Source organism: Aquimarina rubra, assembly GCF_042684305.1.
GTDB classification, from domain to species: domain Bacteria; phylum Bacteroidota; class Bacteroidia; order Flavobacteriales; family Flavobacteriaceae; genus Aquimarina; species Aquimarina rubra.
The window spans coordinates 508151-526220 of record NZ_JBHULE010000035.1 but is presented as its reverse complement, the minus strand read 5'-3'; the positions used below and the strand labels follow the sequence as shown (position 1 = coordinate 526220).

The window sequence follows — 18070 nt, the reverse complement described above, 5'->3', positions numbered from 1 at the left end:
ATTGACTTATTCCAAATATTTTTCTGGCATCTCACGTGCTTCTGATATTGATTCATATCCATGTCCCAATTGCAGTAATTGATATTCTGTAAAAGGCTTACCAATGAAAGTAAGCCCCTTGGGCTCTCCGTTATCAGTATACCCCATTGGCACAGTTAAAGCAGGGTATTTAGCTACAGCAGCATAACCCGCATGATAGTTATTTATTGACAATACTACATCTAGGCTATGTTTATCAATTTGATCATTAAAAAACTTACAGGCTGTAGTATTAAGGTTCTCTTTTATTCTTTCAAGATCCTCTGTGGCAGTACTATCCTTTACAATTCCTTCAAAAACACCTTGTCCATATGGAATTCTAACGAGGTTATCCTGCAAATTAAAAGCGATTATATCTTCAACAGTTTTAACAGTAATATTATTACTTGCATATGAATTCATATATTCTGGAAGATCGTTTTTCATATCCATATTCAAAATACTAAGAAAACCCGGTAATGCCACTTGCTCTGGTTCTACGATAACCATTATTCCTCCTGCTTTCTTTATTTTATCTACAGATTGAGCATACAAAGAATCTTCTAAAAACGATTTCACAACTCCAAAACGCTTTCCTTTAATAACTGATTCTTTTATTGATTCTAAAAAATCAACCTTAGAAGATACTGAAGCCCTGTCACTAGAATCCATACCAACCATAGCATTCAGCAAGATTGCATTATCGATAATACTTTTTGTCATAGGCCCAGGCGTATCCAGCGTACTAGAAATTGGCACTATCCCTGATCTACTTAATAAACCGATCGTTGGTTTCAATCCTACAATAGAATTCTGACTAGATGGTGACAGAATAGAACCACTCGTTTCTGTTCCAACTGCTGCTACACAAAAATTTGCAGCAACAACAGCACCACTTCCAGAACTTGAACCGCCACTTTCAAAAATCATTCTACCATATGGATTTAGAGTTTGACCTCCAATTGCACTATATCCAACCGGACAACCAACACAAAGGAAATACGCCCATTCACTAAGGTTTGCTTTACCTAAAATCAATGCGTTCTGATCTAATAAACGCTGAACTATAAAAGCATTATCCGTTTTGTTGTCTTGTAATACAATAGCCCCTGCTGTTGTAAACATATCTTTAGTACCAATATTATCCTTAAGCATAATTGGTATTCCAAAGACAGAATTAACATCAATAGTGTTTTTATCCACTTTATCCAATTCTCTTGCTTGTTTTACAACTTTTGGATTTAAAGATATAACTGCATTTAGAGATAAAGAATTATCACTCTCATATTTTCTAATTCTATAAATAAAAAACTTAACCAACTCTTCATATGAAAGCTTACCTTCTTTTACACTTTGCTGAATAGCAGGTATATCCTTTTCAATGATAAATTCCTTCAACTTATTGTAATCTTCTGCGGAAAAATAATCCAGTTCCGATTCTAAGGATCTCCATATATCATTCTTATCTAAAACTTTAGAATTTACAAGTTTCAAATGCATTCTTTCTTGATCAAGATTCCTTGTAACCTTTAAGTCTTCAGACTCATCATAAGGCTCCCAAACTACTTTAGATTGTATCTCTTTTCTGGATTCTTGTTTTTCTCTTTTACAGGAAATCAAAACCAAAAGTGATATAAAAATAAATACTAATTTTCTCATAGAATGACTGTTATGAAGATGTTTTAAGAACTGAAAATATAAAAAAAAGGCGCTATGACTAGATCACAACACCTTTTTAACTATTTCGTAACAGTAGTATACTACTTAAAAAAAGAATCTACAAATTCGTATTTATTAAACACCTGAAGATCTTCAATCCCTTCGCCTACTCCAATATATTTTACTGGAATCTGAAATTGATCACTTATCCCTATAACAACTCCTCCTTTTGCAGTTCCATCCAGTTTTGTTACCGCCAGTGAAGTTACCTCTGTTGCTGCAGTAAATTGTTTTGCTTGCTCAAACGCATTCTGACCTGTAGAACCATCTAAAACCAACAAAACATCATGAGGAGCATCTCCGATAACCTTCTGCATAACACGCTTCACCTTTGTCAACTCATTCATTAAGTTTACTTTATTATGTAATCTTCCTGCCGTATCAATAATAATAACATCTGCATCCTGATTCACTCCGGATTGCAAAGTGTCAAAAGCCACAGATGCCGGATCACTACCCATATCTTGCTTCACAATCGGAACATCTACACGGTCAGCCCAAACTTGCAATTGATCTATAGCAGCAGCTCTAAATGTATCAGCTGCACCCAAAACCACCTTTAATCCTTTTTTATTAAATTGATAAGCCAACTTACCGATTGTTGTAGTTTTTCCCACTCCATTAACACCTACTACCATCAAAACGTATGGCTTCTTATCTTTCGGAATCTCAAAGTCGGTAGCCTCACCGGAGTTAGTTTCAGAAAGCAACCCTGCAATCTCTTCTCGCAAAATTTGATTCAACTCCTCGGTACCTAAGTATTTATCCTTAGCAACCCGATCCTCTATTCTTTCTATTACTTTTATCGTCGTTTTAACACCTACATCACTTGTTACCAAAACCTCTTCCAGGTTATCCAGTACATCATCATCTACTTTGGATTTACCAGCAACAGCTTTGCTTAATTTAGAAAAAAAGCTGGTTTTGGATTTCTCTAACCCTTTATCCAGGGTTTCTTTTTTCTCAGAAGAGAATATTTTTTTAAACAAACTCATGTGTTATATTCAGAATGCTAATAAGTTAAACTTATGGACTCACCATAATATCCCATAAATATAAAAAGAAAGAGCCATTCCAATTAAATTGAAACGGCTTCTTTTTAAAATATTTTCTTACGAATTACTTTTTGTTAAAAAAGTCATTTACTGCATCAGGCTGCACAATTGACTCTACAAAAGTATATGCTCCTGTTTTTGGAGATTTTACCATTTTAATAGCTTTTGTCAATCTCTTTGATCCTGTCTGTAACGATGCTACTGATTTCTTTGCCATTTTCTTATTTTATTTCTTTATGAACAGTCATTTTCTTAAGAATAGGATTAAATTTCTTTATTTCCATTCTATCAGGAGTATTCTTCTTATTCTTTGTTGTAATATATCTAGAAGTACCTGGTTGACCAGAAGCTTTATGCTCTGTACACTCTAAAATTACCTGAACTCTATTACCTTTCTTTGCCATTATAGTATCTTTTTAAAAGCTGATTTATTTTGTTAAGAAACCTTTAGCTCTTGCTTCTTTTAAAACAGCAGCAATACCGTTTTTGTTTATATTTTTTAACGCAGCAGTAGACACCTTAAGTGTTACCCAACGATCTTCTTCTGGAATATAAAAACGCTTTTTTATTAAATTCGCGTTGAATTTACGTTTTGTTTTATTCATCGCATGAGAAACGTTATTTCCCACCATCGCTTTTTTACCTGTAAGCTCGCAAACTCTTGACATCTCTTCTTGATTTTGGTATTATTTCAAAACAGGGTGCAAATTAACGAATTATTTACCGAACCACCAATAATAGTTTTGTAATTTTTTGCTCTTTTTTAAAATTTTATTCTAATCCTATAGTAAACATTAAAACCAAGTGCCTTTGAAGCTATATGATTACCATTAAATAACCTTCTCAAAAACCTTCGCAAAGGTATTATAGTCATATAAATATATAAGAGTTTAAAGTTTTTTAGGCTAAAACAGGTATTTATACCTATATAACATCTCACACATACCAATTACTTTTACACCAGTTAGTTTTCATAACTGTAACTAACTACTTGATATGGGGTAATTGAGTAGTAAACAAGCGGATCTTAGGATCCGCTTTTTTTTAAACCTTCGTCATCATCGCCCATAAATTAAAATTCTTACAAACTTTCTTTTGTCCTACTAAAAAAAACTTAAAATACTTGTTTCTAATAATTGATTTTTAAAGCTCAAAATCGTATCTTCGGTAAAAAACTTGCTATGCCCCCAGATATTACCCGTAAACTTGTTCGCAAACATATTCTTGATATTGGATCTTTTTATTTTTATGATCACTTTCTCATATCAGAAATGAACGAAGGAGTCACAGTTGATTATGACAAGGCCACAAAGTTGCTCTTATTAATTAAAGATTATTATGGAAACAATATTCCATTTGTTTATATTACAAATAGAGTAAATTCATATTCATTTGAACCTACGGCACACTTTAAATCAGCAAAACTCTTTCCTAATCTAAAAGGATATGGAGCAATTATATACGACTCTATTAATAATAAAATAGCCTCTCTTGAGCAGTCTTTCCTAAATGTACCTACTAAAATTTTTGATAATGTAGAAGATGCTGTACAATGGGTTAATGAATTAATTCTGCATGACTAGATTACCCTAAGAGATAATAAATACTCAAAAAATTAACAATAAATATGATTTATATTTAAATTCTATATTATTTTATTGAATATTTACTGCAAAAAAGGTATATTACAACTGTAATTGGAAAACATCTCATTTAAAATGATTCATGATTTTAATAAGAAGCTTATTAATAAGCACGACCTTGCTGTTGGAGCATTTTACTTTTATAAAAATCATATCATTTCTGAAATAAAAGAAGGTATTATCCTCACTTTTGAAAATTGCACGGATTTATTTGAATTAATCGATTCTTACTACGGAACAACGATTCCTTTTGTTTATATTTCTAACAGAAAAAATTCATACTCTTTTGTACCAACAGGGCATTTTAAATCCACTAAACTTTTTCCTAATTTCATTGGATATGGTGTGGTAGCCTATGATGCTATTAATAGTAAAGTAGCAACTTTAGAACAGTCGTTTCTTGAGAATGAAACTAAAATTTTTGATAATCTAGATGAAGCCATCCTCTGGGTTGATCAGTTAATAAAACCTTTAATATAAGCAACATTATTTTTCTTGTACCAAAAAGCAACAAAACTCTTCAAAACCCCTATGAATAATTAACATAAGTATGAACAGTAGAGATTACTTCACTTAAGGATGATTAACTATTTTGACAAAATCTTGAGCAATCATTTATCTTTTGCTTGTGCGACAACAAAAATCCGCTTGTATTTATTTGAACTAGTAAATCATTATAAAATCTACAAGTGCAAGAATAACACAGACCTACTTATTATCTGTAAAAGAAAACCAAAACACCATAATAATTTAGCATAAGAAACAACATGCCTGAAAATTTAAATAAAAATTTAATAAACAAGTATGATCTTACTATTGGATCATTTTATTTTTACAACAACTTTATGGTATCTGAAGTAAAGAAAGGTGTTACATTCAGTGTAGAAAATTCTTCCGAGCTTTTTAAACTTATCGAAAAGCATTTTAATAAAAACACACCTTTTTTCTATATTGCTAATCGTAAAAACTCTTACTCTTTTAATCCAACTGGACACTATGAATTCATTGAACTCTTTCCAAACGCAAAAGCCTTTGCAGTAATTGCCTATGATCAACTTAGTATTCGAATAGCAAAATTCGAGCAATCTTTCATTAAAGCTCCAACCGGTATTTTTGATAATTTAGAAGATGCTATTATATGGGGAAAAGAGAAAATCAGATCACACTAATCAACTCAACTTCTCTTACCTAAGAATAAAAAATATCAATATTTTTAAGAAGTTAATAACCTGAATTCTATCATAAAGCATCCATCCATTTTTAAAATTTTCATAATTTAAAAAGAACAGAAAACTAATTCAAACTGAACTATAACGTTTGAAATTCTTAAAAATATTTTAAAATACTGAATTTCAATACCTAAAAAGAAATTATTACCATCCTTTCTCGACCTATTCATAACTAACAGAAAAAATAAAAGTTATGGGCGTTACACTAAATGACACATTGATTCAAAAGTACGATCTCAATCTAGGTACTTATTACTTTTATGATCAATATATCATTGCAAAGATTAAAGAAGGTGAAGTAATTACTTTAGGAAAACTTGACGACCTAATACCCGTAGTACTAAAACATTTTGGAGACGGAAGACCTTTTACCTACATTTCCGACAGAGTCAACTCACATTCTATCGTACCTACAGATTACCTGAATTGTCCGCTAAGATATATGGATAATTTTAAAGGGTATGGTGTGGTTACTTACAACCCTATAAGCACAATATCTACTGAAATTGAAAAGCATTTTGCTCAGAGACCTTTTTTTAATTTTAAAAACCTTCAGGATGCCATTGAATGGACTAAAAATGAAGCACTCAAATAAGACCCGACTAGTTCAATTCATTTAGGAGTAACTCAAAGGATTTATTTACTGCTTTTCCTATAGTTCGTTCTCTTGAATTACTAAACACAAACTTTTCTGAAAAAACACGATTGGGGGTAGCGATAGAAATAAAAACCGTCCCAACCTCTACATCTCCATCTCCTTTTAATGGACCAGCGTTACCCGTTGTAGCAATAGCATAATCAGACTTAAACTTATTTTTGACACCTATTGCCATAGCTTTAGCAACTTCGTGACTTGTGACAGTGAATTTTTTAATCAAATCCTCATCTACTCCCAAAATATCGGTTTTAGATAGAGTAGCATACGTAACCGCCGCTCCCTTAAAAAAAGATGAGGAACCTTCATTAACAGTAATGGACTGTGCTATTTTTCCACCTGTACAACTTTCTGCTACAGCAAGAAATTGTCCTCGAGAAGTCAAAATTTTACCAATTAAAATTTCTATGGATTCATCTTCTTCATAACCAACAATAATATCTCCTATAAGACTATGCAAATCAGTAATCCTTTTTTCAATCGTATCAAATAAGAGTTTTTCGTTGGTTCCACGTGCAGAAAGACGCAACCTCACTCTTCCCAGATTAGGAAGATATGCCAACTTTATGAAAGACGGTAAATCATCTTCCCACCGCTCTATTTTTTTTGCAATTGCGCTTTCGCCCAAACCATAAGTCAAAACCGTTTTATGAATAATAAATGGACGTTCGAACCTTTTCTGAAGTCCTGGTAGTACCTCATCCTTCATTAAATTCTTCATCTCAAAAGGCACTCCGGGCATAGAAACAAAAACAGTATCATCCTTTTCTAACCACATTCCGGGTGCAGTACCAAAATTATTCATTAGTACCGCAGATTTGCTAGGAACAAGTGCTTGCATTCTATTGATATCCGTAACTGGCGTGTGAATATATTTTGCAAAAAGCGCTTCGATATGACGCAGTACATCGTCATTCTGAATTAGTGTATCATCAAAAAACTCGCAAATAGTATGTTTTGTGATATCATCCTTTGTAGGTCCTAATCCACCTGTGATAAGCACAACATCTACTCTATTCTTAGCATCTTCCAGTGCATTAAGTATATGTTGTTTATCATCTTGGACAGAAGTTATTTGATATACATCAATACCAATTTTATTGAGCTCTTTGCCTATAAAAGCAGAGTTAGAATCCACAATCTGACCGATAAGGATTTCATCTCCTATGGTGATTATCTCTGCAAGCATATTATTGAAAGTCGGCTTTCAGATCTTCAATAGCACCATTAACTGTAGTAACTATATGGTTTAATATAGGCTCTATTTCTGACTGCGTTTTACCTGATCTAGACCAAGCCTCTACTTGTTTTATCTCTTTTAAAAGATCTATCCCGAATAACTGAAGATTTGGTTTCATTTTATGAGCAAACTGATATGCAGTCTTGGGATCATTATCTTTAACTGCTTGTCCCATGCCCTCTAGGTCAGGAGGTATTTCTTCCAAAAATGTTTGCACTAATACTGTTATAAACTCATCATCTCCACCAGACAATTCGTTGACACTTTCTAAGCTGTAACCTTTGCTCATTTACTTAATTCTTATTGAAAAAATTTGTTGTTTTTCTATAAAACCAGCCAGCGTATCCTCTGCTTTAACAGCGCCAACTCCTGCTGGTGTTCCTGTAAAGATAACATCTCCGATCTTTAAAGTAAAATATTTTGACACATATTCTATCAATTCATCAATCTTCCAAAGCATAAACCTTGTATTTCCTTTTTGAACAATCTCTCCATTTTTTTCCAAATGAAAATCAATATTATCTACATCCTGAAAATTTTCTTTAGACACCCAACTTCCGATAACAGCAGCTCCATCAAAAGCTTTAGCCTTTTCCCATGGTAATCCTTTAGACTTTAATTTGCTTTGTAAATCCCGGGCTGTAAAATCAATACCTAACCCAATCTCATCATAGTATTTATGAGCAAATTTTCTATCAATATGCTTTCCGACTTTTTTAATTTTCACCAAAATTTCGACCTCGTGATGTACGTCATCAGAAAAATCCGGAATAAAAAATGGTTGTTTTTTTAATAAGATAGCAGTATCCGGCTTCATAAACACCACCGGATCCGTTGGTTTTTCGTTCTCTAATTCCTCAATATGATCCGTATAATTACGGCCTATACAAATAAGCTTCATACAATTAGTTATAAAGAATTATAGTTTAAGGCTATTGTTTAATTTGCGAAGTCTAACCGCTGTAAGCACTTTCTTTGTGTATAAGGGAAAATCAGCATTCTGAAGCCACCCAAAATACCCAGGCTCTTCTTCCATTACTTTTTCTACCAATTTACCTTTATGCTTACCAAAAGAGAATATCTCTCTTCCTTCTTTATCATAAGCGATAAAACCGGCAAAATCTGCAAATTGTTTTCTGGAACTAAATTCTGCAAGAAACTTAGTGTCATTTTCTAAATCAGGATATCTGTCTAGCTGTGCTTTTAAAACTTCATAAGTTGCCATAGTATCTGCCTCTGCAGAATGCGCATCTTCAAGATCTTTATCACAATAAAATTTATAGGCTGCAGCTAAGGTTCTTTTTTCCATTTTGTGAAAAATAGTTTGCACATCAACAGCAACTGTATTCTTCATATCAAAATCAACGTCAGCACGTAACAACTCTTCTGCCAACAAAGGAATATCAAAACGATTAGAATTAAACCCTCCTAAATCACACCCTTTAATCATTTCACTAACTTTACTGGCCAATTGCCTGAAAGTTGGTTCATTAGCTACCTTTTCATCAGTGATCCCGTGTACTTCAGTAGTTTCTGGTGGAATTGGCATCTCTGGATTGACAAGCCATGTTTTGCTTTCCTTATTACCATTAGGGAAAACTTTTAGAATAGAAATTTCTACAATTCGATCTTTAGAAATATTAATACCGGTCGTTTCCAGATCAAAAAAACAGATCGGTCTTTTTAAATTAAGCTCCATACATTGATTGTGTGACCCAAAGATAATAGGTATATCTTACAAACCATTACAGTGTTACTTTTTTTAACATTTATTGTCGTATCATAGCACCTTTACAAAAACATTATCTGCAAATTTTCTGGTAACCGTTTCTTCTATATCATTAAATTTAATTTTTATCGAACTGTCGAATTCTCTTACTTCCAAAACTTTTATCTCACTACTTAGCGCCAACCCTATTTCTGATACATATTTTAGAAATGTAACAGAAGCATCGTTTACAGAAACCAATTTACAGGTCGCCCCTTCTTCTAATGATGATAACGTAATCTTAGGCAATATAGAATACTCTCCATCTGCATTTGGAATCACCTCTCCGTGAGGATCTCTGGCAGGAAAATCCATAAAGCGATCCAGTTCATTAATTAATTTTTGAGATTTAATATGTTCTAATTGCTCTGCAACCTCGTGCACTTCATCCCAACTAAAATTTAAGTATTTACAAAGAAACGTTTCCCAAAGCCTATGCTTTCTAATCAGCCGTACCGCGATAGACCTTCCTTCTTCAGTAAGCTCCAACTTACCGTACTTCTCACTAACCACGTATTTTTTGGTCTTTAACTTCTTAACCATATTGTTTGTGGAAGCAGGAGAAACCTTGAGATAATCAGCCAGTTGGTTGTTTCCAACTTTGCCGGAGCTATCCTCTATAAGTAACTGAAAAAGAGCTTTTAAATAATCTTCCTCACTCTTTGTTAAATTATTCAAATTTAATTTGTTAGTCATAGCTAACTTTTTTAGTTTTGCATCAATAATAAAACAAAAGTACTAAACCTAATGCAATTACACAGAATCATCTTACTCACTTTTTTGAGTTGTCTAAGTTTCAACTCCATTTTCTCTCAAGACACAAATACTTTGGGACCTCTTGTCACTGATAGACCTGATGCAACAGAATCACCTACAGTAGTACCCAAAGGATATTTACAAATAGAAACGGGAGCCTTTTATGAAGATGCCGGAGATGATACTTTTAAACAAAAAACCACAACCTTCAACACCGCTTTACTGAGATATGGATTATTAGATAACCTGGAACTTAGAGTGGGATGGGATTTTGCAGAAACCAAAACCGAAATTAACGGTACTGAACTTGACGATGTGGCTAGCGGATTATCACCACTATTATTAGGAGCAAAAATTGGAATTACAGAAGAAAAAGGATTATTACCGGAAATAGGTATTATTGGACATCTATTTTTACCGTTTACCGCAAGTGAAGACTTTAGACCAGAAACTACAGGTGTAGATTTTCGGTTTTCTTTTGCACATACACTTAGCGAAAAATCAAGTTTATCATACAACCTTGGAGCCGAGTGGGGAAATGATTCTCCAGAAGCTGCCTATGTATACACAATTGCTTATGGATATAGTATCACCGATACTTTTGGTATTTATGCAGAGTTGTACGGAGATTTACCAGAGGATAGCAGTGCTAATCATCTTTGGGATGCAGGATTGACTTACTTATTAAGCGATAACATTCAATTGGATGCCACTGTAGGCTCCGGAATTACTGAAGGACAAAATCTATTACTTAGTGCAGGTATTAGTGTTAGAATACCTAACTAATTAGTTTAATTTCTAAATAAAAAAAAGAATAAATAGTGATGAAAAAGATAGTATTAATTCTTACAATTTCTCTGATATTGTTTTCCTGCAAACAGGAAGTAAAAGATCCAAATCAAAAACTCAATGTGGTTACAACTACAACAATGATTACGGATCTAGTAGAAAATATTGGAGGCGATCTCATAACCGTAAATGGGTTAATGGGTTCTGGGGTAGATCCACATTTATATAAAGCCAGTGAAGGTGATGTGACAAAATTGGTGAATGCAGATGTTATATTCTACAATGGACTTCACCTGGAAGGAAAGCTTGTAGAAGTATTCGAGAAAATGGGGAGACAGGACATGAAAACTATTGCTATTGGAGAGGTTTTAGACAAAAATATCCTTATTGGATCCGATTACTTTGCCTCCAACTATGACCCACACATTTGGTTTAGCATCAACAACTGGAAACAGGTAGCTACTTTTACTATCAAAAAATTAAAGGAACTTGACCCTAAAAACGCCGAAGCTTTTGAAACCAATGGAAAAGCATATCTAGAAAAACTAGATAAACTTGAAACCCAACTTAAAACAACCATAGAAACCCTACCAATAGAAAAAAGAATACTTGTCACAGCACACGATGCTTTTAGTTATTTTGGTAAAGAATATGAGTTTAATGTAGTAGGTTTACAAGGATTATCTACAGCTACAGAAGCCGGTGTGCAAGATGTACAAAAGTTAGCCAGCTTTATTATAGAAAACGAAGTAAAAGCTATTTTTGTAGAAACCTCGGTTCCCAAACGCACCATTGAAGCACTACAAGCGGCTGTAAAATCTAAAGATCACGAGGTAACTATAGGAGGAACTTTATATTCTGATGCTCTAGGTAATCCGGGAACTATAGAAGGAACCTATATAGGAATGTTTGAGTATAATGTAAACACGATCATAAATGCATTGAAATAATGAAAAATAAAATCGCTGTACAAATAGATGACCTTACCGTTGCTTATAATTATAAACCGGTACTATGGGATATTGACCTTGCTATACCTGAAGGCGTCCTTATGGCAATCGTTGGTCCTAATGGGGCAGGAAAATCTACATTGATCAAGTCGATTTTGGATATCATAAAACCTATTGCAGGAAGTGTAAAAATATATGACAAACCTTACAATAAGCAACGATCTCTTGTTGCATACGTACCACAGAAAGGGAGTGTAGACTGGGATTTTCCTACTACCGCACTAGATGTAGTCATGATGGGAACTTACGGAAGTTTAGGCTGGATTAAAAGACCCGGACAAAAAGAAAAGAAAGCAGCGCTCGAAGCTCTAGAAAAAGTAGGAATGCTTGCTTTTAAAAACAGACAGATCAGTCAACTTTCCGGAGGACAACAGCAGCGTATTTTTTTGGCAAGGGCATTAGTTCAAAACGCATCGATCTACTTTATGGACGAACCATTTCAGGGAGTTGATGCCACCACAGAAAAAGCAATTATCAATATTTTAAAAGAGCTTAGAAAGTCTGGAAAAACAGTAATCGTAGTACATCACGATCTACAGACGGTTCCTGAATATTTTGATTGGGTAACTTTCTTGAATGTAAAGAAGATTGCAACAGGTCCGGTAAAAGATATTTTTAACGATGACAACTTGACTAAAACCTACGGGATCAATTATAAAGTAAGCGTTCAACAGTAATAGTTTTTAGTTGTTAGTTGTTAGTTGTTAGTTGTTAGTAAAAACTACAAATATTATTTTTAATGGAAGATTTGAAATTTAATTTTGAAGATTTAACGGTATATCAAAAAGGTTTAGATTTTGTGGATTCGGTATATGATACTTGTAAAAAAATTCTTAACACTAAAACCTACAATATTTCTTCTCAATATATTAGAGCTGCTACTTCCATTACATTAAACATTTCTGAAGGATCCGGAAATACTGATGCGCAGTTTAATCGTTATTTACAAATTGCGTTAGGATCTATTAGAGAATGTATAGTTTGTTCTACAATTGCCAAAAGAAGAAATTATATTTCATATGAGAGTGATCAGGCCGCTAGAACAAAACTAGTTGAACTATCCAAGATGATTACACGTTTACAGAAATACCTTAAAAGTAAAACATGATACACTCCCTACTACCTTCTAAAGACTAAAGACTATTATTATGGATATCCTAGAATACATACAGCTTGTTTTTACAGATTACACCCTTCGTACTATTACGCTAGGAACAGCCGTTTTGGGAGCAATATGTGGTATGCTTGGCAGTTTTGCTGTATTAAGAAAACAAAGTTTATTAGGAGATGCCATTTCACACGCTGCATTACCGGGTATTGCCATTGCTTTTTTAATTATTGGAGCAAAAAACAGTAATGCATTTTTATTAGGAGCTTTGGTAAGTGGTTTAATTGGTAGTTTTTGGATTAGAGGAATCATTAAAAAAACTCATCTTAAGTCAGATACAGCTTTAGGGCTTATACTTTCGCTATTCTTTGGATTTGGAATGCTTTTGCTTACTTATATTCAAAAACTACCAAATGCCAATCAGGCCGGACTAGAAAATTATCTTTTCGGACAAGCAGCTACATTATTAGAAAGTGATGTTTGGATGATGTCACTGGTAACCGGAATCTGCCTTATCGTCTTACTACTTTTCTGGAAAGAACTCAAACTATCCCTTTTTGATGCTGATTATACCAAAACTTTAGGGTTTAACACCAAATTTCTCGACATCCTTGTTACAACTTTTATCGTTATTGCCATTGTTCTGGGCTTACAAACGGTAGGCGTCGTATTGATGAGCGCTATGATTCTTGCTCCTGCAGCTGCGGCAAGACAATGGACTAATAGTTTATCAGTAATGGTCATTCTAGCCGCTATCTTTGGAGCATTTTCGGGAGTAGTAGGAACAGCAATAAGTGCTAGTCACAATAATCTATCTACCGGACCTGTCATTGTATTAGTCGCAGCAGTTTTTGTATTAGTTTCTTTTATATTTTCACCAGGTCGTGGATTACTATTCAGAGAGATTCGCTTTAGAAAAAACAGAAACGATCTTCAGTTACATAAAACACTTTCGTTTATGTACAATATTGCCAGAGATCACGATGATATTTCGCATCCGCATGCTATCAAAATATTGAATAATTTCCAAGGGTTTACCAAACGATCCTTGCAAAAGCTCGAAGACAAGCATTATGTGAAAATCGAAGGCAGTATGTGGTCTATGACTACATCTGGATATGAAACCGCAGCAAATTTATACAATCAATTAACACAGACAGAAGATGAGTAGCGCACAGATCGAAATACAATTAATTGCCAGCTTAGTAGCTGTAGCCTGCGCTATTCCGGGAACCTTTTTGGTTCTGCGCAAAATGGCTCTAATCACAGACGCTATTAGTCATTCTATTTTACCTGGTATAGTCATTGGTTTTTTTATAACACACGACCTCTCATCTCCTCTATTAATTCTTCTTGCTGCTCTAAGTGGAGTGCTGACAGTTGTTTTGGTAGAGTTTATACAAAAAACCGGATTGGTTAAAGAGGACACTGCGATCGGATTGGTTTTTCCGGCCTTGTTTAGCATAGGAGTCATTATGATTGCTCAGAACGCTAATGATGTACATTTAGACATAGATGCTGTACTTTTAGGAGAACTTGCTTTTGCTCCGTTTGACAGACTCATTATTAGCGGCGCTGATATGGGGCCTAAATCTTTGTGGATTATTGGCACTATATTGTTAGTGACTATAGGGTTACTTGTTGCCTTTTTTAAGGAACTAAAAGTTAGTACGTTTGATGCGGGTCTGGCAGCCGCATTAGGATTATCACCAGTGATTATGCATTACGGATTGATGACTGTAGCATCTATCACAACTGTTGGAGCTTTTGACGCTGTTGGAGCTATTTTGGTCATTGCATTTATGATCGCTCCAGCCGCTACCGCATATTTACTAACCAACAATCTTAAAAAAATGCTGCTTTTAGCCTGTATATTTGGTGTTATTGCAGCTATAGCAGGCTATTGGCTAGCACACGGATTAGATACTTCTATTTCTGGGTCGATGACCAGTGTACTAGGTATCATTTTTTTGATTGTCTATTTATTTGCTCCCAGCAGAGGATATTTCTCTGTATTATATCGTCAAAGACAACAACGCATTGAAGTTTCTTTATTAACATTTTTATTACACTTAGGAAATCACTCAGATGATGAAACAGAAAGACATGTAAAACATCTTAATGAGCATATTAACTGGCAAAAGGTAAAAGCAAAATCCGTATTAGATCTTGCACTAAAAAATAATATGATCATAATAGATAATGACATAGTTTCATTAACAGAAAAAGGGCAACATTTCACGACAGAAGCTATTGATTATATCGTAACTAATAAAAATTCTGAAATCGAAAAAATGAAGGATCGATTTTTCTTATTTAGAGGGTAGACAAAAAGCATCTGTTACGAATTTTAGCGAAAGAAAAACGAATCACTTATCTTTATTACAAAAAAGAAAGATGAAGCAAATTCTTAAAACCTATTCTAATTTTCTTCTTCCATTACTAGTACTTGGTTCTCTCTCAATTTATGCACAGGAAAAAACCGTCCATTTAGTTGAAGATGTTCAAAAAAAACGTACTACTATTTATGTACAAAATGATACAGACTCAGATAAAAGTGTTTTTCTAAAAATAAACCCTATCGGATATCGCAGAAGTGCACAGCGACCCATTATCAAAAACATACCAGCCAATAGTAAGGAAGAAATGTTAATTTTAATTCCATTGACAGATGTAGCATCTTCTTATACTTATGATTTAGTGGTGAATGAAGAATTAGAAAACATTGATGTTAAGCGACAAAAAGAAAAACCAAAAGAAGTCCCACCCCAAACAGTATCGAAATACAAGCTTTTTGTTTATACTGAACAAAATTGTGCAAGGTGTGATTCATTAAAACAAAAATTAAATGACAAAAAGGTAGAATTTCTCGAAGTTGATATTGATAGCAGAAACAATTTATTATCTCCTGTATTTTGGAGAAAAATGCAAGAAGAAGGATATACCAGAGAAAACATAGAACTACCTTTTGTTAAAAAGAACAAAAAGTTATATTATCCAATTTCAGATTTTGACACTTTTATTGAGGAAATTACCAGAAAACCAAAACGGGTAAAAAGAAAAACTCTTTTTTAGAAAAAAAAATTCTAATCGTTAAGTTCAATCACTTACTTAGCTAAGTATATAATACTAGTAAATCATATCACTCTAAAACTACTATATTAGCAGCCTAAATAATTTATAAAAAATGCATAACTTTTTCTCATCTATTTTAACTGGCCTACTATTATTTATCTGCTTTTCCTGTAATTCGGAGGATGATTCTATTGAATCCGAGAGAATGCCCAGTTTTATTGTTTTAGGAAAAAAAAACAACTCAGATGCCTTTCAATTTGATTATAATGAACAATCACAGTCAGGAACACTAATTAACCTTACCGAACAAGATCAAATACCTGAAAATTATAACTTTATAAGATTTACCGAAGATATTGTATCCTTTTATTTATTGAGTGATATATGGATTAAAAATATGAATACTAACACGGTAAATAAAGTAGAGTCTTATTTTGAAAGCACTAATGGAGAATTAGCATATCTGACTACAAACTCTGAAGACCGTATATTTACTGTTTATCTGAAATCATCTCAATCTAATGATCTGTATGTAAGATCTCGAAACATATCAAATTCCTCTATTGACGATACCCTTCTTGGGCAAGCAAATAACGTCTCTAATATATTATATTTTCAGAATCATTTGATAGTTTCATATAATTATTTTGATGGTCAGGAAAGAAAATATTATGTAACAGTACTCAATACAACAACCAATGCAATTATAAAAACTATAGAGTTTACTGAAGACATTAGATATGTTACAACAAGTTATTCCGGGGATTTAGTACTAGGTTATAGCCCTGATAGACTTCTGTTTGATATTAAGAGTTACAGATTAAATACGATGGAATTGATCAACGAATATAGTCCAAACACTTTCTTTTTTGGAGTTATTGAAGGACAATATAATCAGGGAATAATATATTATCAAAGTCCTTTCGCTCAACCGAGTCCTATTTCTTATCTTCCTGCTACGTACAATTTAGATAACAACATTGCCAACAATATCAACATTTTACCAGCTTTAGATAATTACGCACAAAAAGATGAGATTTTACGAGTTTCACACATAAACAATATTTTTGATTACGAAAGAAACACACTTATTGTTTCTACAACTATTACCTATGAAGATTTTACAAATAAAGTCGGGGTATTTTTATTCGACTTAAATGGTAACTTACTTAACAACGTAGTTATTGACGAAGATTTTATACCAAATTACGTTTTTTTAAGATAAGATGAGCTTTTAAGTTTTCGGGTTTTAGAATCATCATTTAATTAAATAAAATTAACTCGGTATAAAGTTGATCTTCATCTAGCTCAATAATCCTATATCCAAAAGTTCTATTATGCACCTTTATTTCTTTTGGATCTTTTTCTATTTGATAAGAAGCTGCCGGAGTGACGAATTGTGTTATGTTTTTATGAATACAATGATCTTCCATATGATAATGTCCGCAGAAAATGATTATATCATTATCTACTTTATGTAATAAAGCTTGTATTCTTTCTCTTCCTTTTAAATAAAAACGCTTATCCATAATATTGGGTATTGCTAAAATAGGATGATGAATAAATAACAATACTTTTTTCGGAGTAACTAATTCAGTCTTCAACCAACTTAGCTGCTCATCGCTTATCACTTCTGTACTGGAATCTAAAAATATAAACTTGAAATAACTTTGTTCCCAGCTATAATAAAGCGAATCAGCATCTATATAAGCTTCATTTTTATAATATTTTATGACTTCATAAAAATCATCATGATTACCCAAAGAGATAGACAATTTATACTCTTGTAGTGATTCAAAAAACCACGGATTAGATGACTTCTCACCGATGTCACCTCCATAGATAACCTCATTAATATCTCTTGAAGCTAAATCCTTAAGAATCATTTTCCAATTTTGACGTGCGTTTACCCCAACAGTTTTAGGAAATTCTTCGTCGATATGAACATCGGTAATATAAGCGATCCTTTCGATCATGCAAGAAATGTAAGGAATTTAAAAGAAGT

The 18070-nt window shown here is 33.3% G+C and carries 23 protein-coding genes; 12 read left to right on the top strand and 11 right to left on the bottom strand.

What is annotated here, in order from left to right:
• Positions 1 to 6 precede the first annotated feature (6 nt).
• The 5 genes from ACFSR1_RS22115 to rpmB all read right to left on the bottom strand — a co-directional run bounded on the left by ACFSR1_RS22115 (position 7) and on the right by rpmB (position 3460).
• Complete coding sequence (locus ACFSR1_RS22115; RefSeq protein ID WP_378295204.1) at positions 7 to 1677, bottom strand: amidase family protein; 1671 nt, start codon at positions 1675 to 1677, stop codon at positions 7 to 9.
• 101 nt (positions 1678 to 1778) lie between these two features.
• Positions 1779 to 2732: a signal recognition particle-docking protein FtsY gene (ftsY, locus tag ACFSR1_RS22110; RefSeq protein WP_378295203.1), complete on the bottom strand. Its 954-nt coding sequence runs from the start codon at positions 2730 to 2732 to the stop codon at positions 1779 to 1781.
• 124 nt (positions 2733 to 2856) lie between these two features.
• Positions 2857 to 3009, bottom strand: coding sequence for a DUF4295 domain-containing protein (locus ACFSR1_RS22105; protein ID WP_378295202.1), 153 nt, complete (start codon positions 3007 to 3009; stop codon positions 2857 to 2859).
• 4 nt (positions 3010 to 3013) lie between these two features.
• On the bottom strand, positions 3014 to 3196 hold the full coding sequence (gene rpmG / locus ACFSR1_RS22100; protein ID WP_013868805.1) for a 50S ribosomal protein L33: 183 nt from the start codon (positions 3194 to 3196) through the stop codon (positions 3014 to 3016).
• Between the two features lie 24 nt (positions 3197 to 3220).
• Complete coding sequence (rpmB, locus tag ACFSR1_RS22095) at positions 3221 to 3460, bottom strand: 50S ribosomal protein L28 (RefSeq protein WP_118461811.1); 240 nt, start codon at positions 3458 to 3460, stop codon at positions 3221 to 3223.
• A 513-nt stretch (positions 3461 to 3973) separates the two neighbouring features.
• On the opposite strand from rpmB, the gene ACFSR1_RS22090 reads away from it, so the two are divergent.
• The 4 genes from ACFSR1_RS22090 to ACFSR1_RS22075 all read left to right on the top strand — a co-directional run bounded on the left by ACFSR1_RS22090 (position 3974) and on the right by ACFSR1_RS22075 (position 6259).
• On the top strand, positions 3974 to 4375 hold the full coding sequence (locus tag ACFSR1_RS22090; RefSeq protein WP_378295201.1) for a hypothetical protein: 402 nt from the start codon (positions 3974 to 3976) through the stop codon (positions 4373 to 4375).
• 135 nt (positions 4376 to 4510) lie between these two features.
• Positions 4511 to 4915, top strand: coding sequence for a hypothetical protein (locus ACFSR1_RS22085; protein ID WP_378295200.1), 405 nt, complete (start codon positions 4511 to 4513; stop codon positions 4913 to 4915).
• A gap of 287 nt (positions 4916 to 5202) precedes the next feature.
• Positions 5203 to 5604 carry a hypothetical protein gene (locus ACFSR1_RS22080; protein WP_378295199.1) on the top strand — a complete coding sequence of 134 codons (402 nt, stop codon included), beginning with the start codon at positions 5203 to 5205 and terminating at the stop codon, positions 5602 to 5604.
• Positions 5605 to 5857: 253 nt separating this feature from the next.
• Positions 5858 to 6259 (top strand): hypothetical protein, encoded by a 402-nt coding sequence (locus tag ACFSR1_RS22075; protein ID WP_378295198.1) that lies wholly within the window; start codon positions 5858 to 5860, stop codon positions 6257 to 6259.
• 7 nt (positions 6260 to 6266) lie between these two features.
• Here ACFSR1_RS22075 and ACFSR1_RS22070 read toward each other — a convergent pair whose 3' ends face one another.
• The 5 genes from ACFSR1_RS22070 to ACFSR1_RS22050 all read right to left on the bottom strand — a co-directional run bounded on the left by ACFSR1_RS22070 (position 6267) and on the right by ACFSR1_RS22050 (position 10023).
• Positions 6267 to 7508: a CinA family nicotinamide mononucleotide deamidase-related protein gene (locus ACFSR1_RS22070; RefSeq protein WP_378295197.1), complete on the bottom strand. Its 1242-nt coding sequence runs from the start codon at positions 7506 to 7508 to the stop codon at positions 6267 to 6269.
• Position 7509: 1 nt separating this feature from the next.
• Positions 7510 to 7848, bottom strand: coding sequence for an Hpt domain-containing protein (locus ACFSR1_RS22065; RefSeq protein ID WP_378295196.1), 339 nt, complete (start codon positions 7846 to 7848; stop codon positions 7510 to 7512).
• Complete coding sequence (locus tag ACFSR1_RS22060; RefSeq protein ID WP_378295195.1) at positions 7849 to 8460, bottom strand: fumarylacetoacetate hydrolase family protein; 612 nt, start codon at positions 8458 to 8460, stop codon at positions 7849 to 7851.
• Between the two features lie 18 nt (positions 8461 to 8478).
• The gene (locus ACFSR1_RS22055; protein ID WP_378295194.1) at positions 8479 to 9258 is read right to left on the bottom strand and encodes an exonuclease domain-containing protein; all 780 of its coding nucleotides are present in this window, start codon (positions 9256 to 9258) and stop codon (positions 8479 to 8481) included.
• A gap of 81 nt (positions 9259 to 9339) precedes the next feature.
• The gene (locus ACFSR1_RS22050; protein WP_378295193.1) at positions 9340 to 10023 is read right to left on the bottom strand and encodes a metal-dependent transcriptional regulator; all 684 of its coding nucleotides are present in this window, start codon (positions 10021 to 10023) and stop codon (positions 9340 to 9342) included.
• A gap of 51 nt (positions 10024 to 10074) precedes the next feature.
• Between ACFSR1_RS22050 and ACFSR1_RS22045 the strand changes: the two genes are divergently transcribed.
• The 8 genes from ACFSR1_RS22045 (at position 10075) to ACFSR1_RS22010 (ending at position 17290) form a co-directional block, all read left to right on the top strand.
• Positions 10075 to 10869 carry a transporter gene (locus ACFSR1_RS22045; RefSeq protein ID WP_378295192.1) on the top strand — a complete coding sequence of 265 codons (795 nt, stop codon included), beginning with the start codon at positions 10075 to 10077 and terminating at the stop codon, positions 10867 to 10869.
• Positions 10870 to 10907: 38 nt separating this feature from the next.
• Complete coding sequence (locus ACFSR1_RS22040; RefSeq protein ID WP_378295191.1) at positions 10908 to 11822, top strand: metal ABC transporter solute-binding protein, Zn/Mn family; 915 nt, start codon at positions 10908 to 10910, stop codon at positions 11820 to 11822.
• The gene (locus ACFSR1_RS22035; protein ID WP_378295190.1) at positions 11822 to 12559 is read left to right on the top strand and encodes a metal ABC transporter ATP-binding protein; all 738 of its coding nucleotides are present in this window, start codon (positions 11822 to 11824) and stop codon (positions 12557 to 12559) included. Before ACFSR1_RS22040 ends, ACFSR1_RS22035 begins: the two co-directional genes overlap by 1 nt.
• Before the next feature lie 62 nt (positions 12560 to 12621).
• Entirely contained in the window at positions 12622 to 12990 is a 369-nt protein-coding gene (locus tag ACFSR1_RS22030) for a four helix bundle protein (protein WP_378295189.1), read from the top strand.
• Between the two features lie 40 nt (positions 12991 to 13030).
• Positions 13031 to 14161, top strand: coding sequence for a metal ABC transporter permease (locus ACFSR1_RS22025; RefSeq protein WP_378295188.1), 1131 nt, complete (start codon positions 13031 to 13033; stop codon positions 14159 to 14161).
• Positions 14154 to 15317: a metal ABC transporter permease gene (locus ACFSR1_RS22020; RefSeq protein ID WP_378295187.1), complete on the top strand. Its 1164-nt coding sequence runs from the start codon at positions 14154 to 14156 to the stop codon at positions 15315 to 15317. Before ACFSR1_RS22025 ends, ACFSR1_RS22020 begins: the two co-directional genes overlap by 8 nt.
• Before the next feature lie 70 nt (positions 15318 to 15387).
• Positions 15388 to 16065: a hypothetical protein gene (locus ACFSR1_RS22015; RefSeq protein ID WP_378295186.1), complete on the top strand. Its 678-nt coding sequence runs from the start codon at positions 15388 to 15390 to the stop codon at positions 16063 to 16065.
• Positions 16066 to 16270: 205 nt separating this feature from the next.
• A complete protein-coding gene (locus ACFSR1_RS22010) occupies positions 16271 to 17290 on the top strand; it encodes a hypothetical protein (protein WP_378295185.1) in 1020 nt (339 codons plus the stop codon).
• Between the two features lie 37 nt (positions 17291 to 17327).
• On the opposite strand, the gene ACFSR1_RS22005 is transcribed toward ACFSR1_RS22010, so the two are convergent.
• Positions 17328 to 18041, bottom strand: a complete 714-nt coding sequence (locus ACFSR1_RS22005; protein WP_378295184.1) for a metallophosphoesterase family protein — start codon at positions 18039 to 18041, stop codon at positions 17328 to 17330.
• Between the last annotated feature and the right edge of the window lie 29 nt (positions 18042 to 18070).

Excerpts from the sequence above, each read along its gene's own strand:
- ACFSR1_RS22115 (WP_378295204.1), bottom strand. The coding sequence starts at position 1,677 with ATGAGAAAATTAGTATTTATTTTTATATCACTTTTGGTTTTGATTTCC.
- ftsY (WP_378295203.1), bottom strand. The coding sequence starts at position 2,732 with ATGAGTTTGTTTAAAAAAATATTCTCTTCTGAGAAAAAAGAAACCCTG.
- ACFSR1_RS22105 (WP_378295202.1), bottom strand. The coding sequence starts at position 3,009 with ATGGCAAAGAAATCAGTAGCATCGTTACAGACAGGATCAAAGAGATTG.
- rpmG (WP_013868805.1), bottom strand. The coding sequence starts at position 3,196 with ATGGCAAAGAAAGGTAATAGAGTTCAGGTAATTTTAGAGTGTACAGAG.
- rpmB (WP_118461811.1), bottom strand. The coding sequence starts at position 3,460 with ATGTCAAGAGTTTGCGAGCTTACAGGTAAAAAAGCGATGGTGGGAAAT.
- ACFSR1_RS22090 (WP_378295201.1), top strand. The coding sequence starts at position 3,974 with ATGCCCCCAGATATTACCCGTAAACTTGTTCGCAAACATATTCTTGAT.
- ACFSR1_RS22085 (WP_378295200.1), top strand. The coding sequence starts at position 4,511 with ATGATTCATGATTTTAATAAGAAGCTTATTAATAAGCACGACCTTGCT.
- ACFSR1_RS22080 (WP_378295199.1), top strand. The coding sequence starts at position 5,203 with ATGCCTGAAAATTTAAATAAAAATTTAATAAACAAGTATGATCTTACT.
- ACFSR1_RS22075 (WP_378295198.1), top strand. The coding sequence starts at position 5,858 with ATGGGCGTTACACTAAATGACACATTGATTCAAAAGTACGATCTCAAT.
- ACFSR1_RS22070 (WP_378295197.1), bottom strand. The coding sequence starts at position 7,508 with ATGCTTGCAGAGATAATCACCATAGGAGATGAAATCCTTATCGGTCAG.
- ACFSR1_RS22065 (WP_378295196.1), bottom strand. The coding sequence starts at position 7,848 with ATGAGCAAAGGTTACAGCTTAGAAAGTGTCAACGAATTGTCTGGTGGA.
- ACFSR1_RS22060 (WP_378295195.1), bottom strand. The coding sequence starts at position 8,460 with ATGAAGCTTATTTGTATAGGCCGTAATTATACGGATCATATTGAGGAA.
- ACFSR1_RS22055 (WP_378295194.1), bottom strand. The coding sequence starts at position 9,258 with ATGGAGCTTAATTTAAAAAGACCGATCTGTTTTTTTGATCTGGAAACG.
- ACFSR1_RS22050 (WP_378295193.1), bottom strand. The coding sequence starts at position 10,023 with ATGACTAACAAATTAAATTTGAATAATTTAACAAAGAGTGAGGAAGAT.
- ACFSR1_RS22045 (WP_378295192.1), top strand. The coding sequence starts at position 10,075 with ATGCAATTACACAGAATCATCTTACTCACTTTTTTGAGTTGTCTAAGT.
- ACFSR1_RS22040 (WP_378295191.1), top strand. The coding sequence starts at position 10,908 with ATGAAAAAGATAGTATTAATTCTTACAATTTCTCTGATATTGTTTTCC.
- ACFSR1_RS22035 (WP_378295190.1), top strand. The coding sequence starts at position 11,822 with ATGAAAAATAAAATCGCTGTACAAATAGATGACCTTACCGTTGCTTAT.
- ACFSR1_RS22030 (WP_378295189.1), top strand. The coding sequence starts at position 12,622 with ATGGAAGATTTGAAATTTAATTTTGAAGATTTAACGGTATATCAAAAA.
- ACFSR1_RS22025 (WP_378295188.1), top strand. The coding sequence starts at position 13,031 with ATGGATATCCTAGAATACATACAGCTTGTTTTTACAGATTACACCCTT.
- ACFSR1_RS22020 (WP_378295187.1), top strand. The coding sequence starts at position 14,154 with ATGAGTAGCGCACAGATCGAAATACAATTAATTGCCAGCTTAGTAGCT.
- ACFSR1_RS22015 (WP_378295186.1), top strand. The coding sequence starts at position 15,388 with ATGAAGCAAATTCTTAAAACCTATTCTAATTTTCTTCTTCCATTACTA.
- ACFSR1_RS22010 (WP_378295185.1), top strand. The coding sequence starts at position 16,271 with ATGCCCAGTTTTATTGTTTTAGGAAAAAAAAACAACTCAGATGCCTTT.
- ACFSR1_RS22005 (WP_378295184.1), bottom strand. The coding sequence starts at position 18,041 with ATGATCGAAAGGATCGCTTATATTACCGATGTTCATATCGACGAAGAA.